This window comes from Fictibacillus sp. B-59209, assembly GCF_036216745.1.
Taxonomy (GTDB): domain Bacteria; phylum Bacillota; class Bacilli; order Bacillales; family Fictibacillaceae; genus Fictibacillus_C; species Fictibacillus_C marinisediminis.
The window spans coordinates 60,413-74,166 of sequence record NZ_JARMMC010000020.1 but is presented as its reverse complement, the minus strand read 5'-3'; the positions used below and the strand labels follow the sequence as shown (position 1 = coordinate 74,166).

General features: G+C 43.9%; 14 protein-coding genes and 2 riboswitches. All 14 genes read left to right on the top strand.

Going from position 1 to position 13,754, the window contains the following annotated elements; translation table 11 throughout:
• Positions 1–9: 9 nt before the first annotated feature.
• The 14 genes from P4361_RS16785 (at position 10) to P4361_RS16720 (ending at position 13,665) form a co-directional block, all read left to right on the top strand.
• The gene (locus tag P4361_RS16785; protein ID WP_265408303.1) at positions 10–453 is read left to right on the top strand and encodes a general stress protein; all 444 of its coding nucleotides are present in this window, start codon (positions 10–12) and stop codon (positions 451–453) included.
• A gap of 93 nt (positions 454–546) precedes the next feature.
• Positions 547–1,194 carry a phosphatase PAP2 family protein gene (locus P4361_RS16780; protein ID WP_328090157.1) on the top strand — a complete coding sequence of 216 codons (648 nt, stop codon included), beginning with the start codon at positions 547–549 and terminating at the stop codon, positions 1,192–1,194.
• A gap of 26 nt (positions 1,195–1,220) precedes the next feature.
• A riboswitch (SAM riboswitch) is annotated at positions 1,221–1,336 on the top strand.
• A gap of 82 nt (positions 1,337–1,418) precedes the next feature.
• Positions 1,419–1,532: riboswitch (SAM riboswitch) on the top strand.
• A gap of 96 nt (positions 1,533–1,628) precedes the next feature.
• Positions 1,629–2,660, top strand: a complete 1,032-nt coding sequence (locus tag P4361_RS16775) for a methionine ABC transporter ATP-binding protein (protein WP_328090156.1) — start codon at positions 1,629–1,631, stop codon at positions 2,658–2,660.
• Positions 2,650–3,312 carry a methionine ABC transporter permease gene (locus tag P4361_RS16770; RefSeq protein ID WP_256226522.1) on the top strand — a complete coding sequence of 221 codons (663 nt, stop codon included), beginning with the start codon at positions 2,650–2,652 and terminating at the stop codon, positions 3,310–3,312. Before P4361_RS16775 ends, P4361_RS16770 begins: the two co-directional genes overlap by 11 nt.
• A gap of 27 nt (positions 3,313–3,339) precedes the next feature.
• A complete protein-coding gene (locus P4361_RS16765) occupies positions 3,340–4,170 on the top strand; it encodes a MetQ/NlpA family ABC transporter substrate-binding protein (RefSeq protein ID WP_328090155.1) in 831 nt (276 codons plus the stop codon).
• Between the two features lie 24 nt (positions 4,171–4,194).
• Positions 4,195–5,415, top strand: a complete 1,221-nt coding sequence (locus P4361_RS16760) for a M20 family metallopeptidase (RefSeq protein WP_328090154.1) — start codon at positions 4,195–4,197, stop codon at positions 5,413–5,415.
• Positions 5,416–5,638: 223 nt separating this feature from the next.
• Entirely contained in the window at positions 5,639–6,463 is an 825-nt protein-coding gene (locus P4361_RS16755) for an aldo/keto reductase (protein ID WP_328090153.1), read from the top strand.
• 458 nt (positions 6,464–6,921) lie between these two features.
• Positions 6,922–7,074, top strand: a complete 153-nt coding sequence (locus P4361_RS16750; RefSeq protein WP_156316247.1) for a hypothetical protein — start codon at positions 6,922–6,924, stop codon at positions 7,072–7,074.
• A gap of 15 nt (positions 7,075–7,089) precedes the next feature.
• Complete coding sequence (aceB, locus tag P4361_RS16745; RefSeq protein ID WP_328090152.1) at positions 7,090–8,691, top strand: malate synthase A; 1,602 nt, start codon at positions 7,090–7,092, stop codon at positions 8,689–8,691.
• Positions 8,692–8,704: 13 nt separating this feature from the next.
• Positions 8,705–9,988 (top strand): isocitrate lyase, encoded by a 1,284-nt coding sequence (gene aceA, locus P4361_RS16740; RefSeq protein ID WP_053355376.1) that lies wholly within the window; start codon positions 8,705–8,707, stop codon positions 9,986–9,988.
• 98 nt (positions 9,989–10,086) lie between these two features.
• Positions 10,087–10,845, top strand: coding sequence for a PAS domain-containing protein (locus tag P4361_RS16735; RefSeq protein WP_328090151.1), 759 nt, complete (start codon positions 10,087–10,089; stop codon positions 10,843–10,845).
• Between the two features lie 44 nt (positions 10,846–10,889).
• On the top strand, positions 10,890–11,369 hold the full coding sequence (locus P4361_RS16730) for a GNAT family N-acetyltransferase (RefSeq protein WP_062236253.1): 480 nt from the start codon (positions 10,890–10,892) through the stop codon (positions 11,367–11,369).
• Positions 11,370–11,558: 189 nt separating this feature from the next.
• Positions 11,559–12,443, top strand: a complete 885-nt coding sequence (locus P4361_RS16725) for an ABC transporter ATP-binding protein (protein ID WP_256226517.1) — start codon at positions 11,559–11,561, stop codon at positions 12,441–12,443.
• Between the two features lies 1 nt (position 12,444).
• The gene (locus tag P4361_RS16720; RefSeq protein WP_328090150.1) at positions 12,445–13,665 is read left to right on the top strand and encodes an ABC transporter permease; all 1,221 of its coding nucleotides are present in this window, start codon (positions 12,445–12,447) and stop codon (positions 13,663–13,665) included.
• The last annotated feature ends 89 nt before the right edge of the window (positions 13,666–13,754 follow it).

Sequence of the window (13,754 nt, the reverse complement as noted above, 5' to 3'; positions counted from 1 at the left end):
GCAATACATATGAGCAAAATGGTGATTGGAGTGTATGAAACAGAGAACGAAGCTGTTGATAGTATACAATCCCTGGTGAATCAAGGATACAATGCAAAGGACATCTCCATCCTTGCTAAAGATGATGGAAAGATGGATCGAGTTGCCGATAAAACGAATGTTTCAGAAGAACATCTGGACGAAGATGTAAACGAAGCAGCCTATGGAACCATTGCAGGTTTTCTGTCTGGTATCGGCGGAGCCATCGCGGTGCCAGGCCTTGGTGTTCCCGGTATTGGTCCGCTGCTTGCTGCTGGTCCATTTGCATCCATGTTTAGTGAGGATTCAGAGGATGATTTAAAAGAAGTTCTCATGTCCCTGGATCTTTCAGAACGGACCGCTGAGCGTTATGTGCAAAAAATAGAACAGGGCAGCATTATGGTTTTCTTAGAAAAAGATGCGGTGAAACTTTAACAATAGAGTAATTCTAATAGGTGCCTGAACGCATAAAATAGTCCGCCACATGAAAGGATATGTACATAAAAGCAAGTTAAAGTGAGGGCGGATATGAAAAAAGAGAATATGGCAATTCTAAGCGGCGTTATGATAATGGGTATTGTAGCTTTAAGACTAATGAACAGGCTTCGTAATGATGATCATTGGATGAAACTTGACGGAATGGGAAGCTTGGCTATATTTTCAGCACGGGGCGGAGGTTTCGTGGATTTCTTTCTGAGAAGTTACTCTTTTCTTGGTTCTGGATTTCTGTTGATTCCTGCCACTATTTATTCTGCATACAGATACAGGAGAAAAGGAAAGAGAAACATTGTTTTTTTATTAATAGCCAACCTGATCGGATGCCGTTTGATTAACTCTGTTTGGAGAAAGAATTGGAAGCAGCGGCCTCCATCCACTAAACCTTTTTACATTAGGTATGGATATCCGAGTGCTCATGCGATGAATGCAACAGCGCTTTATGGTCTTTTTACACTCTTATCAAAAAAGTTTGTTAGAACGAAATTTTGTATATTGGCAGTGCACCTTGGATTTATTTGCTGGAGCAGAATTTATCTAGGCATTCACTATATTACGGATGTACTGGCTGGAGTTGCCGGAGGAGCAATGTGGCTGGCTTTTATGGCTTCAGTGTTTTTATTCCGATCAGAGAACTCCGAAAAAAGATTTGACATCGACTTAGATCATGGTATAAGATAGGTCACATCAAGTAAATATGAACGTGTTTCTTATCCAGAGAGGTGGAGGGATATGGCCCTGTGATACCTCGGCAGCGGGTTTTTCTTTTGAAAAACACTGTGCCAATTCCAGCAAGTTCCTTTAAGGGCTTGGAAGATAAGAAGAGCAGCTCGTTTCCTTATGGATACAACATCTCTTCTTTCTTTAAGAAGAGATTTTTTTATTTAATTGAACATTATATTTGTTTCTTATCCAGAGAGGTGGAGGGATTGGCCCTTTGAAACCTCGGCAGCGGGTTCCCGGTTTAATGGGAATACTGTGCCAAGTCCGGCAAGCGATTAGCGCTTGGAAGATAAGAAGAGATCAGCCACTCATCTATGCGTCAGGCCTCTTCTTGTTTTCAAGAAGAGGCTTTTTTTGATGTTTTAACAGTAGCGAGAAAGGAGATCACATCATTGATTCGATTTGAAGAGGTAACCAAAATTTATGAGAGTGGCAAAAGCCGGGTAAGAGCGTTAAACAATGTGAGCTTTGAGATAAAAAAAGGAGAGATCTACGGTGTTGTCGGATACAGCGGAGCAGGAAAGAGCTCCTTGCTGCGATGTGTGAATCTTTTGGAGAAGCCGACATCAGGGCACGTCTTTGTAGGAGAGGAGGACATGGCAAGATTGTCTCCGAAGGAACTGAGAAAAAAACGGAAAAATATCGGTATGATTTTTCAGCATTTTAATCTGCTGAACGCAAAAACGGTATTTGATAATATTGCGACACCGCTTTATCTTCTCGGCATGAAGAAATCATTCGTTAAAGAGAAGGTGAACGACCTGCTGGAATTTGTTGGCTTGTCCGAGCACGGGCATAAATATCCCGACCAGCTCTCCGGCGGACAAAAACAGCGGGTAGGCATTGCCCGGGCGCTCTCCACTGATCCGGAAGTGCTATTGTGTGATGAAGCAACATCGGCATTGGATCCGCAGACGACCTCCAGTATTTTAAAGCTTCTGAAAAAAATCAATAAGGAATACAACATTACGATTCTGATCATCACGCATGAGATGAACGTCATTCGTGAGATATGCGATTCCGTCGCTGTTATGGAGAACGGAGAAGTGATTGAGAAAGGGAGCGTTTTTGATGTATTTGCAAGGCCACAGACTGAGACGGCAAGGCGCTTCGTCAGTTCAGTTCTTCAGGATGAATTGCCTGAGTCCCTTAAAGACCTATTGAAGAAGCAGGACAGGAATCATCAGATCTTCAGGATTGTATTTACCGGAGCATCCACAGGACAACCGCTGCTGTCACAGATTGCCAAGAAATTCAACGTGGACGTCAGCGTTCTATACGGCCATGTCACAGAACTTCAAGACGTCCCTTTCGGAAACCTTGTTGTTCAATTGATCGGCGACGAACAGGAAATCAGAAGAGCGATCTTTTTCGTGAACCAGAGTGAAGTCGAAATAAGGGAGGTTGCACCTTATGCAAGTTGATTGGAGTACATTTTGGGTCGACATTTTAAATGCGGCCGGTGATACCTTAACGATGGTTGGATTTTCCTTATTGTTCTCGGCTGTAATCGGCATTCCGCTTGGCGTCGTACTCGTAGTCACGAGGATGGGGCACATTCTTGAAAACCTGGCCGTCTTTAACGTTTTGAACGCGATTGTAAACGTTCTGCGTTCGATACCGTTCATCATCTTAATGGTGGCGATTATCCCGTTTACAAGATTAGTAGTCGGTACCTCTATCGGGACATCGGCCGCGATTGTGCCATTGATTGTATATGCCGGCCCCTATATCGCAAGGCTCGTGGAAAACAGCCTGCTTGAGATCGATCCGGGCATTGTAGAGGCCGCAGAAGCCATGGGAGCGACTCCTTGGCAGACCATCTTTCGCATACTGCTGCCGGAAGCATTCAGTTCACTGATCCTGTCGTTTACGATCGCAACGATCGGCCTGGTCGGAGCTTCGGCGATGGCAGGGGCTGTTGGTGGAGGAGGCTTGGGCGATCTGGCCATTGCCTACGGCTATCAGCGATTTGATACAGACGTGATGATTGTCACCGTCGTTCTGCTCGTCATCCTTGTTCAAGGCTTGCAGAGCACAGGAAATATACTGTCCAGAAAAATTAGAAGAAGATAAAAAGAGAAAAGGGAGAAGGGAAATCGTATGAAAAAATATTCATTGATCATTTTAGTCATCGGGGTTTTAATGTCGGCATTCTTGAGCGGGTGCAGCGGCGGAGATAAAAAAGGCCTTGAAAAAGTAAAGATGGGCATCAGCGGATCTGACAGTGACGTGTGGAAGTATATCGCTAAAAAAGCAGAAAAAGAAGGCATTGATTTGGAAATCGTAGAGTTTTCCGATTATGTCCGTCCGAATCAGGCATTGTCTGACGGGGATATTGACGCTAATGCGTTTCAGACCATCTCTTACTTCAATTCGTTTAAAAAAGAACATAAATTGGATTTAGCACCGATTGCAACAACCGTCATTGCGCCTATGGGCGTTTACTCAAAAAAATACAAGAACATCAAGGATATCCCGTTTGGATCAACCATTGCTTTGCCGAATGAAGCTACGAACATGGGCCGTGCTTTGCTTCTTCTGCAGAGTGCCGGGCTAATCAAACTGGAAAAGAACTTTGATGGGAATGGTGATCTGAAAAAAGTGGTGGAGAACAAAAAACACTTGAAGCTTAAACCAGTAGTTGCAGGCCAGACACCACGGGTGCTTCCTGATGTGGCCGCTTCAATCATTAACAATGGCGTTGCTGTCGACGCTGGAATGAATCCGAAGAAAGATTCGATCTTCCTTGAAAGCAAGACTGCAAAGCCATATATCAATATCATTGCAACAAGAACTGAAGATAAAAATAAAAAATCGCTGAAAAAAATTGCGAAGATCTATCAATCAAAAGATACAGCCAAGAAGATTAAAGAAATCTATAAAGGTGCAACCATTCCTACGTTTGTACCGCTAAGTGAAATTGGAGAGTAATAGAGAGAGAAAGGATCTGAGATCATGACTGTAATCAGCAGAACTGCCGGAGAAATCCAGGAACAAATCCGTACGAACATTGATGTAAACCAAGCGGCTTACATTCAAACTTCTCACGAGATCCATGATAATCCAGAAATCGGAAATGAAGAAGTGTTTGCATCCAGCCTGCTGGCATCGCTGCTCGAAAAAGAGGGGTTTCAGGTAGAACGCGGAGTGGCCGGTCACGAAACGGCATTTGTTGCCCGTAAGCGTTCTATTCTAGATGGGCCATCCGTTGCCTTTTTAGCAGAATATGATGCCCTTCCCGGCATCGGTCATGCATGCGGCCATAATATCATCGGTACATCAAGTGTGGCAGCGGCCATCGCTCTTGCTTCCGTTATCGATGAGATCGGAGGAGAAGTAGCTGTTTTTGGAACGCCTGCTGAAGAAGGCGGAGAGAACGGAAGTGCGAAGGGAAGTTTTGTGAAACACGGTTTGCTGGACGGCATTGATGCTGCGTTAATGTTCCATCCAGGTAACGCTAACCGCATTACCGGGACATCGCTTGCGGTTGATCCGCTGGATTTTGAATACATCGGAAAGCCCGCTCATGCGGCTGCGGCACCGGAAAAGGGAATCAATGCACTTGATGCAGTTATTCAGTTGTTTGTCGGGATTAACGCACTGCGCCAGCATGTGGCGGACGATGTGAAAATTCATGGCATCATTACACACGGGGGAGACGCTCCTAATATTGTGCCTGAATATGCGAAGGCCCGTTTTTACATTCGTGCTTCCACAAGAGCAAAACTGAATGAGACAACGAAAAAAGTAAAAGCCATCGCAGAAGGTGCTGCCCTTGCAACAGGCGCAGAGCTTAATGTTATTGCTTTTCAGAATCAGGTGGATAACCTTTTATTAAATCGATCGTTTGATAAAGTGTTTCAAGAACAGCTGGAGAGTCTGGGTGCAGAAGTAGATACCTCACACCGATGCGGACTTGGTTCGACTGATGCCGGTAACATCAGCCAGGCAGTGCCAACCATCCATCCCTATCTTCAAATCGGCCCTGATCACATAGTCGGACATACGGATGAGTTCAGGGAGGCGGCAAAGTCAGAGCAGGGCGATCAGGCGCTTATTCTCGGTGCAAAAGCGCTCGCTTTGACCGGTTTTCAGCTGCTCACGAACGGTGAAGTACTGGCTGGCATCAAGAAGGAATTTGAATTGAATAAAGCTAAGGAACTTGCTTCGGTCTAAAGAGCGATTTTGTCGATATTGAGCTTATTTTTGATTAATTGAGCCGAACTCAACATATTTGAGCTAAACTTCAATTAATCGATCCTATTTCATTATTCAGACTTCTCCGCAAGATTTTTGTTAACTCTTAAAATCCCTCAATCTCCCTGGAGGGCTTTTTTCTTAGCACTTTTTTTCATTTTCTCCAGCCAAGTGGTACCATACAAACAAGGAGGCGGTACATATGATAAAAAGTATTTCTGATACAGCTGTATTACAAAACGGTTTAAAGATGCCATGGCTGGGTCTTGGGGTATATAAAGCAGAAGAAGGCCAAGAGGTTATTAACGCAATTAAACATGCGGTCGCCGCCGGCTACAGAAGCATCGATACAGCTTCGTTCTATAAAAATGAAGAAGGTGTAGGAGAGGCTGTTAAACAGGTGGATGTCCCGCGTGAAGAGCTTTTTATTACGACCAAGGTCTGGAATACAGAACAGGGATATGAGGAGACGCTGCGCTCATTTAAAGAGAGCCTGAAAAAGCTTGATATGGATTACGCAGACCTGTTCCTTGTTCATTGGCCGGTGTCTGGCAAGTATAAAGAGACGTGGAAAGCATTAGAAACGCTTTATAAAGAGGGTAAGACAAAAGCGATTGGTGTTTGTAATTTTAAAATTCACCATCTGGAAGACCTTATGAAAGACTGTGAGATTAAACCGATGGTCAATCAAGTGGAGTACCATCCCCGCCTTACACAAAAAGAACTGTTGGCTTTCTGCAAAGATCATCAAATCCAGCTGGAAGCATGGAGACCGCTGTTAAAGGGTGAAATCTTTGATGAGCCGATCCTGATGGCATTGGCAGAAAAGCATAATAAAACGGTAGCACAGGTTATTCTCCGCTGGGATCTTCAGAATGGAGTAATTACCATTCCTAAATCAGTGAATGAAAACCGTATTAAGGAAAATGCCGATATCTTTGATTTTGAATTAAGCATGGAAGACATGGAGCAGATTGATTCATTGAATAAAGATCTTCGAAACGGCCCAGATCCGGACGAGTTTTAAGAAAAACTAAATTAGACAATGAGGTTTTATTAGGGTGAAAGGGAATTGAATAGCCATTTGAAAAGCAGACAGGGATCAGCTCGCTGATCCCTGTCTGCTTTTCAGGCTTTTCATTTGTTTCACAAATCAGCTGGCTCAAAAAAGAGCCAGCTATCCCCTCCTTCGGTGTTTGTAAGTAAAAGACTTGAGGGCCTCTTTCAAGCAACAGTATGCGATGTCCGTTACGAACGAAAATCAATCTTCGGCTTTAGCAAAACTTAAGAGTTTGATAACTAAATATTTGCAGACTTTCAGTAGAATCGTCCTTAGTAAGGTCCTCTGTTATAGAACAGAGGACCTATTTTTATTTTTATTTAAAAAATGTGTTGCACAAATCATCTCAACTGTTATATATTATTTTACAAGATAAATATCTGTTTTATAACAGAAACCCCATCTCGTAATAAGGAGGAGAAATCGTGATGAATTGTGCCAGCTGCCATGGGAATGGTGAAGAAACATGCTTAGAGTGCAACGGATCAGGAATGCATCAAAATGGAAACTGCCCGGATTGCATGGGCGAAGGATGTGTCTGCTGCAAGCGCTGTAATGGAAACGGAATCATTGACTGAACAGGAGGTTAACACATGGATAATTCGGTAGTAACATCTAAAACACAAACTGTTGCAGTACAGGGAGATGTGGACCATGAAATACTGTCAGCAGAAGCCATGGCTTTTCTTGAAAAGCTTCATGATCGTTTTCAGAATGCAAGATTGCAGCTCTTGCAGAACAGAGTAAACAGACAGAAAAAAATAGATCAAGGTGAGCTTCCAGATTTTTTGCCTGAAACAAAGAAAATACGGGAAAGCAATTGGTCTGTTGCAGATGTGCCTGATGATTTGCAGGATCGAAGAGTAGAAATTACCGGTCCAGCTGGTGATGCAAAGATGGTCATCAATGCTTTGAACTCAGGAGCCAAGGTCTTCATGGCAGATTTTGAAGATGCCAACTCTCCGACGTGGGAAAACAGTCTGCTCGGACAGGTGTATTTGCGGGATGCGATTCGGGGAGAGCTGGAGTATACTTCTCCGCAGGGAAAAGAGTACCGCCTGCATGAGAAAACAGCGACTCTCGTTGTACGGCCCAGGGGCTGGCATCTTGAGGAGAAGCATCTGTCGTATAAAGGAGAGCCAATGTCTGGCAGTTTAGTAGATTTTGGACTTTATTTTTTTCATAATGCTAAAGCGCTGATCGAAAAAGGCTCCGGCCCCTACTTTTATCTGCCGAAGCTTGAGGGGCATCTGGAAGCCAGACTTTGGAACGAAGTGTTTGTCTTTGCCCAAGAGGAAATGGGAATTCCTCAAGGGACGGTCAAAGCAACTGTTTTGATTGAAACCATCCTAGCGACCTTTGAAGCGGAAGAGATTCTTTATGAATTACAGGAACACAGCGCGGGATTAAATTGCGGACGCTGGGACTATATTTTCAGCTACATCAAAAAGCTTAAGAATCATACGTCCTATCTGCTGCCCGACCGAGCACACGTCACGATGACGGTGCCTTTTATGAGAGCGTATACACAGTTTGTCATTAAGGTCTGCCATAAAAGAGGTGCTCATGCCATCGGGGGAATGGCGGCACAGATTCCGATCAAAAACAATCCCGAAGCCAATGAAGAAGCACTGCAAAAAGTAAAAACAGACAAAGAAAGAGAAGCGGCTGACGGGCATGACGGCAGCTGGGTAGCCCATCCCGGATTAGTGCCGGTCGTCCTTGAAGTATTTGACCGTCTGATGCCTTCGGCGAATCAATTGGAGAAACAGCGGAATGACGTTGTAGTAACAGCTGAGGATCTTTTGCAGCCTACGATCGGGCCGATTACTGAAAACGGCCTGAGGACCAATATCTCTGTAGGAATACAATACATTGCTGCATGGCTTACAGGCCGCGGAGCAGTACCGCTTAACCATCTGATGGAGGATGCGGCTACAGCTGAGATTTCCAGAGCTCAAGTCTGGCAATGGATCCGCCATACGCAAGGCGTCCTGGAAGATGGCAGACAGGTAACCCTTGAGCTTGTGGGACAAGTGACGGAAGAAGAAGTTCAGAAAATCAAAACAACACTGAATGAGCAGCAATGGGAAGATGGCCGGTTTGAAGAAGCCATTACTCTCTTTGAGCAGCTGGTTAGACAAGATGAGTTCATCGAATTTTTAACATTGCCTGGTTATACCCATATTAAATAAGGAGTGAAATAGAATGAATCAAAAAGATACGGCAGCACAAATTAATGAGAATTGGAAAGAAAAACGGTGGGAAGGAATCGAGAGGACGTATACGGCAGAAGATGTTGCCAAACTGAGAGGCTCGGTTCAAATTGAACATACCCTGGCCAAAAGAGGAGCAGAACGGCTATGGAAATCACTCCAAGACGAAAATTATGTTCATGCGCTTGGAGCACTGACGGGAAATCAGGCAGTTCAGCAAGTGAAGGCGGGGCTTAAGGCGATCTACTTAAGCGGCTGGCAAGTGGCGGCCGATGCCAACCTTTCCGGACATATGTATCCTGACCAAAGCCTTTACCCTGCAAACAGTGTACCTAATGTCGTGAAAAAGATTAACCAGGCGCTGCAGCGTGCAGATCAGATTGAATGCTCCGAAGGAAAAACCGACATCGACTGGTTTGTTCCAATTGTCGCGGATGCCGAGGCAGGATTTGGCGGAGCGCTTAACGTTTTTGAGATGATGAAAGCGATGATTGAAGCAGGAGCCTCAGGGGTTCATTTTGAAGACCAGCTTTCTTCGGAAAAGAAGTGCGGTCACCTTGGCGGTAAAGTGCTCCTTCCGACACAGCAGGCGGTGCGCCATCTGGTTTCCGCCAGGCTGGCAGCAGATGTGATGGGAGTGGATACCATCTTAATCGCACGTACGGATGCCAATGCCGCTAATTTAATCACGAGCGATGTGGATCCTTATGACCATCATTTTTTAACCGGGGACAGGACTACTGAAGGGTTTTACAGAACGAATGCAGGGATCGACCAGGCGATTGCCAGAGGGCTTGCTTACGCTCCGTATGCAGACCTCATCTGGTGCGAGACATCGGAACCAAATCTTGAAGAAGCACAGAGATTTGCCGATGCCATCCACGAGCGTTTTCCTGGTAAAATGCTAGCCTATAACTGCTCTCCGTCTTTCAACTGGAAAAAGAAGCTGGATGATGAGACGATTGCTACCTTCCAGCAGCAGATTGCATCGATGGGTTACAAGTTCCAGTTTGTTACTCTTGCAGGATTCCATACTCTTAACCATAGCATGTTCGAACTGGCAAAAGAATATAAAACTAGAGGAATGGCCGCCTATTCAGAGCTTCAGCAGAGGGAGTTTGCAAATGAAAAAAATGGATACACGGCAACTCGTCATCAGCGTGAAGTAGGCACAGGTTACTTTGATGAAGTGGCACAAGCTGTCTCCGGCGGGCTTTCCTCTACTACAGCACTTAAAGGTTCAACAGAAGAAGAACAGTTTACAATAGCTAAATAAAGTGAAGCAGCCTTTAATGAGGCTGCTTCCTTTTTCATATTTGTCTAGCTCCCTTTGTTTATAGACAAATAACGAGATTTGGACAATAATTAAGGAAAATGCAAGAAGAAGAAAGGAATTACGCAAAAATGCTGCAGCAAGCTCTTGATCGAAGCGATAATGGAATTTATATGATTGACAAGGATTATAAAACCGTTTTTGTAAACAAAAAATGTGAAGAAATGTTAAACATAAATAGAGAAGATGCCCTAGGTGTACATATTGATGAATTTTTAAGCCGAATTGATGGCTATCGCAGGTTTCTTTCGCTGTCACTGGAAAACAGAGAGGAATATGAAAAAAGCCGTTTTGAATATATTTGGAATGGAGAAAACCGAATCTTTACAGCCAAAACAAGAATTTTAAAAGATGGTGATACGATCATCGGAGCTTATGTGGAGTTCATTGAGGTGACCAGCCAGGTTCTAAAGGAAAGGGAACTGGGGCAGATCATTAAAGAGCTTTCTTCCAATATTATTCCTGTCATGGATCGGATCGGTGTCCTTCCGATGCAGCCGACAGTTGGAAATGACCAGATATTTTTGCTGACTGATTACACATTAAACCGCTGTTCTGAATTAAGGATTGAACATTTAATCATTGATTTAACCGCTGTATATTCGATAAATGACAGCCTTGTATCGGAACTTACACAGCTGATTGCAGCTCTTCAATTACTGGGGACTGAGGTATATGTCAGTGGAATTCAGCCAATGGTTTCAGCCGCGATCGTTTCTTCGGGTTATGCTTTTCCTGTTAAAGATGGCCGTACTTTTGCTCATTTGAGCCAAGTTTTGAAGGAACTGGGTAATGATTGAAGCTGCACAAGGCATTGATTTGATTGAAAAAGGTGGGGATACAAATGTCTGCTGAAGTCAGCCTGTCTTTCTATCAGCCTGAGCATAATCAGGAGTTGAGTACATTTGAACTTCCAAAAGAGCAGCTGCGATTTACGGCACTTCCGTTAACGGCATTAAAGGTCTGCGAAGAAGACCAGAGCAGACATCCGGTGGTCATTTTGTACGAGGGGAAGCCCGCCGGTTTTTTTGTGCTCCATCATGGACCGGGCATCACCCCCTTTACAGAAAATCCGAACGCCCTTTTCATCCGTGCACTTTCTGTTCATCCGGAATACCAGGGGAAACGGGTAGCAAAACGTGCGATGCTGGCCCTACCTGGCTTTGCCTCCGTCCATTTTCCATTTTGCGATGAGCTCGTGCTGGCGGTAAACAAAAAGAACATTGCCGCACAGCAGCTGTATTTTAAAACGGGCTTTGAGGACAGAGGACAAAGAAGGGCTGGCAATATTGGCATTCAATATATTTTGCAGTTGCCCTTATAAAGGAGTATTTTTCCGAACAACTAGCTGGTGTTTTATCGTATGCGAGAGGCCTGTCCTATGGGGATAAGGGCTTCTTTTTTATAGTTTTTGACTGTTTGATATTTCCATTTTTGTGTGAGAAAATATAAAAGATATTTTATTAATATGCTAGGATGGTAACTTTTTGTACTACATAAGGGGGTTTTTAGCTTGGCATTGGAGCTGCAGTATCTGCATAAATCTTTTGGGCATACAAAGGCAGTGTCTAATCTTTCACTTACTTTGCCGGCCGGGGAAGTACTTGGGCTTTTAGGAAGAAATGGTGCGGGTAAGACGACAACCATTAAAATGATTCTCGGCCTTCTCGTACCTGATCAGGGGGAGATTCTGTGGAAAGGCAGCCTGCTCGACCGCAGCCAAGTTTCGATCGGCTACTTGCCGGAAGAAAGAGGACTCTATCAAAAAAGCAAAGTTTCTGATCAGCTTCGATATTTTGCAGAGCTTGAGGGGATGGACAGACAAAGCGCCAATAAAGCTATCGATTATTGGCTTGAAAAACTGCAAATTCCGGAACACAAAGATAAAAAGGCTTCCGATCTTTCCAAAGGAAATCAGCAAAAAATACAGCTGATCGCCACACTTATTCATGATCCGGAGCTTTTGATACTGGATGAGCCGTTCAGTGGTCTCGATCCTGTTAATGCGAATATGCTGTCTGCGATTATAGAAGAACAGGTGAAAAAGAAAAAAACAGTGATCCTTTCCTCGCATCGTATGGAGCAGATTGAATCATTCTGTGAAAATGTTTGTCTGATGAAAGATGGGCAAGCGGTTATACACGGCAGGCTTAGCGAGATTAAACAGAACTACGGATACCGCAATCTCACGCTGTTTAATCATGAAGATATGGAAGAGAAGCTGAAGGCATGGAAGGTTTCCTACGAGAAGAAGATGAACGACTTGCTTGTAAAGGTAAAGGATGATTCAGAAGCCTTCGAACTGTTTAACCGGCTACATCAGGCGAACGTTCCCATTCGATATTTTAAAATGCTCGAACCTACACTGAATGAAATCTTCCTGGAAAAGGTGAGATAAGATGAAAAAGTTTTCAACCGTATATAAATTTCATTTAAAAGAAAACCTGACTTCCAGGGCTTTCAAAATATCAACAGCCATCATCTTTGTGGCCATTCTGGCTTTTCTTGGCTACTCCAACTGGGCAAACAGCTCTGATAGCGGCAATAAGGATAAGATCTCGCTGATCAATGAAACGAGCAACGAGATTAATATTCAGGCATTAAATAAAACGCTAGAAGAAACAAAGCTGAATGAAGCCGGCCAAAGCCAGGGGAAAAGCTTAAGAAAGAAGGTAGAGCAAGGAGATCTGGATGGAGTTTTAATAGTTAAAGATCAAAAAGGTGTACCAGGTTTGACCTATATTTATAAAAACTTCCCGAATAATGAAGTTGTTCCTGTCGTATCTCAGGCATTGCAACAAGCATATATATCGAATACGATCACCAAAAATAAAATTAATGCAGAAACGGCTTCTTCTTTGCTGGCAACAGTACAAGTGAAGGATGAAGTATTAAAGGATACGAGCAACACGTTTGGAATTGTTTATCTCTTTGTATTCTTTATGTACATATTTATCATGGGGTTCGGCCAGATGATTGCAACGGCCATCGCAGCGGAAAAATCCTCGCGCGTCATGGAAATCATGATTCCAAAAGTAAAGCCGATCATGATGATGTATGCCAAAATTGCCGCTATCCTGACAGGTGCAATTGTTCAGATTGCGTTTATCGGAGTAGCTGGCGGAATTGCTTACTTGGCAGGCTGGCTTGATGCCGATCAATTGTCGATTTTCGGTGCAGCTATCGATCTATCGAATTTAACACCGGGCGTCATTACAGCTTTCATTGCATATTTTGTACTGGGGTATTTATTGTACGCCATGCTTTATGCGGCAGTCGGGTCAATGGTAAGCAGGACAGAAGACTTGGGCTCATCTCAGTTTCCGATCATTATCCTGATCATGGGAGCATTCTTTATCGGTATGCGCTCATTGTTCGATCCCTCCACTACACTTGTTGTTGTAAGCTCGTACATTCCTTTCTTCTCACCAATCGTTACATTTTCAAGAATTGTAGCGGGAGAAGCGGGAGCGATGGAGATCAGTATTACAATCGGAATACTTCTTGTTTCATTATGGATTATCAACCGGATTGCAGGGCGCATTTATGTGCATGGTGTGATGCATTACGGCGGTAAAGTGAAGTTGAAAGATATGATCCAAGTCGCTAAAAATAGTTGATAAAGTGAAGCCGGCTATTGAAAACCGGCTTTTTTTATGTCCTCTAAAAAGAGTGATACAATCAAAAGGACTACGATTTGAGAGGGAGG

Bases quoted from the DNA above. Each gene is read 5' to 3' on its own strand.
- P4361_RS16730 (WP_062236253.1), top strand. From the start codon at position 10,890: ATGTCTGCTGAAGTCAGCCTGTCTTTCTATCAGCCTGAGCATAATCAG.
- P4361_RS16720 (WP_328090150.1), top strand. From the start codon at position 12,445: ATGAAAAAGTTTTCAACCGTATATAAATTTCATTTAAAAGAAAACCTG.
- P4361_RS16735 (WP_328090151.1), top strand. From the start codon at position 10,087: ATGCAAGAAGAAGAAAGGAATTACGCAAAAATGCTGCAGCAAGCTCTT.
- aceA (WP_053355376.1), top strand. From the start codon at position 8,705: ATGAATCAAAAAGATACGGCAGCACAAATTAATGAGAATTGGAAAGAA.
- P4361_RS16755 (WP_328090153.1), top strand. From the start codon at position 5,639: ATGATAAAAAGTATTTCTGATACAGCTGTATTACAAAACGGTTTAAAG.
- aceB (WP_328090152.1), top strand. From the start codon at position 7,090: ATGGATAATTCGGTAGTAACATCTAAAACACAAACTGTTGCAGTACAG.
- P4361_RS16770 (WP_256226522.1), top strand. From the start codon at position 2,650: ATGCAAGTTGATTGGAGTACATTTTGGGTCGACATTTTAAATGCGGCC.
- P4361_RS16785 (WP_265408303.1), top strand. From the start codon at position 10: ATGAGCAAAATGGTGATTGGAGTGTATGAAACAGAGAACGAAGCTGTT.
- P4361_RS16760 (WP_328090154.1), top strand. From the start codon at position 4,195: ATGACTGTAATCAGCAGAACTGCCGGAGAAATCCAGGAACAAATCCGT.
- P4361_RS16780 (WP_328090157.1), top strand. From the start codon at position 547: ATGAAAAAAGAGAATATGGCAATTCTAAGCGGCGTTATGATAATGGGT.
- P4361_RS16765 (WP_328090155.1), top strand. From the start codon at position 3,340: ATGAAAAAATATTCATTGATCATTTTAGTCATCGGGGTTTTAATGTCG.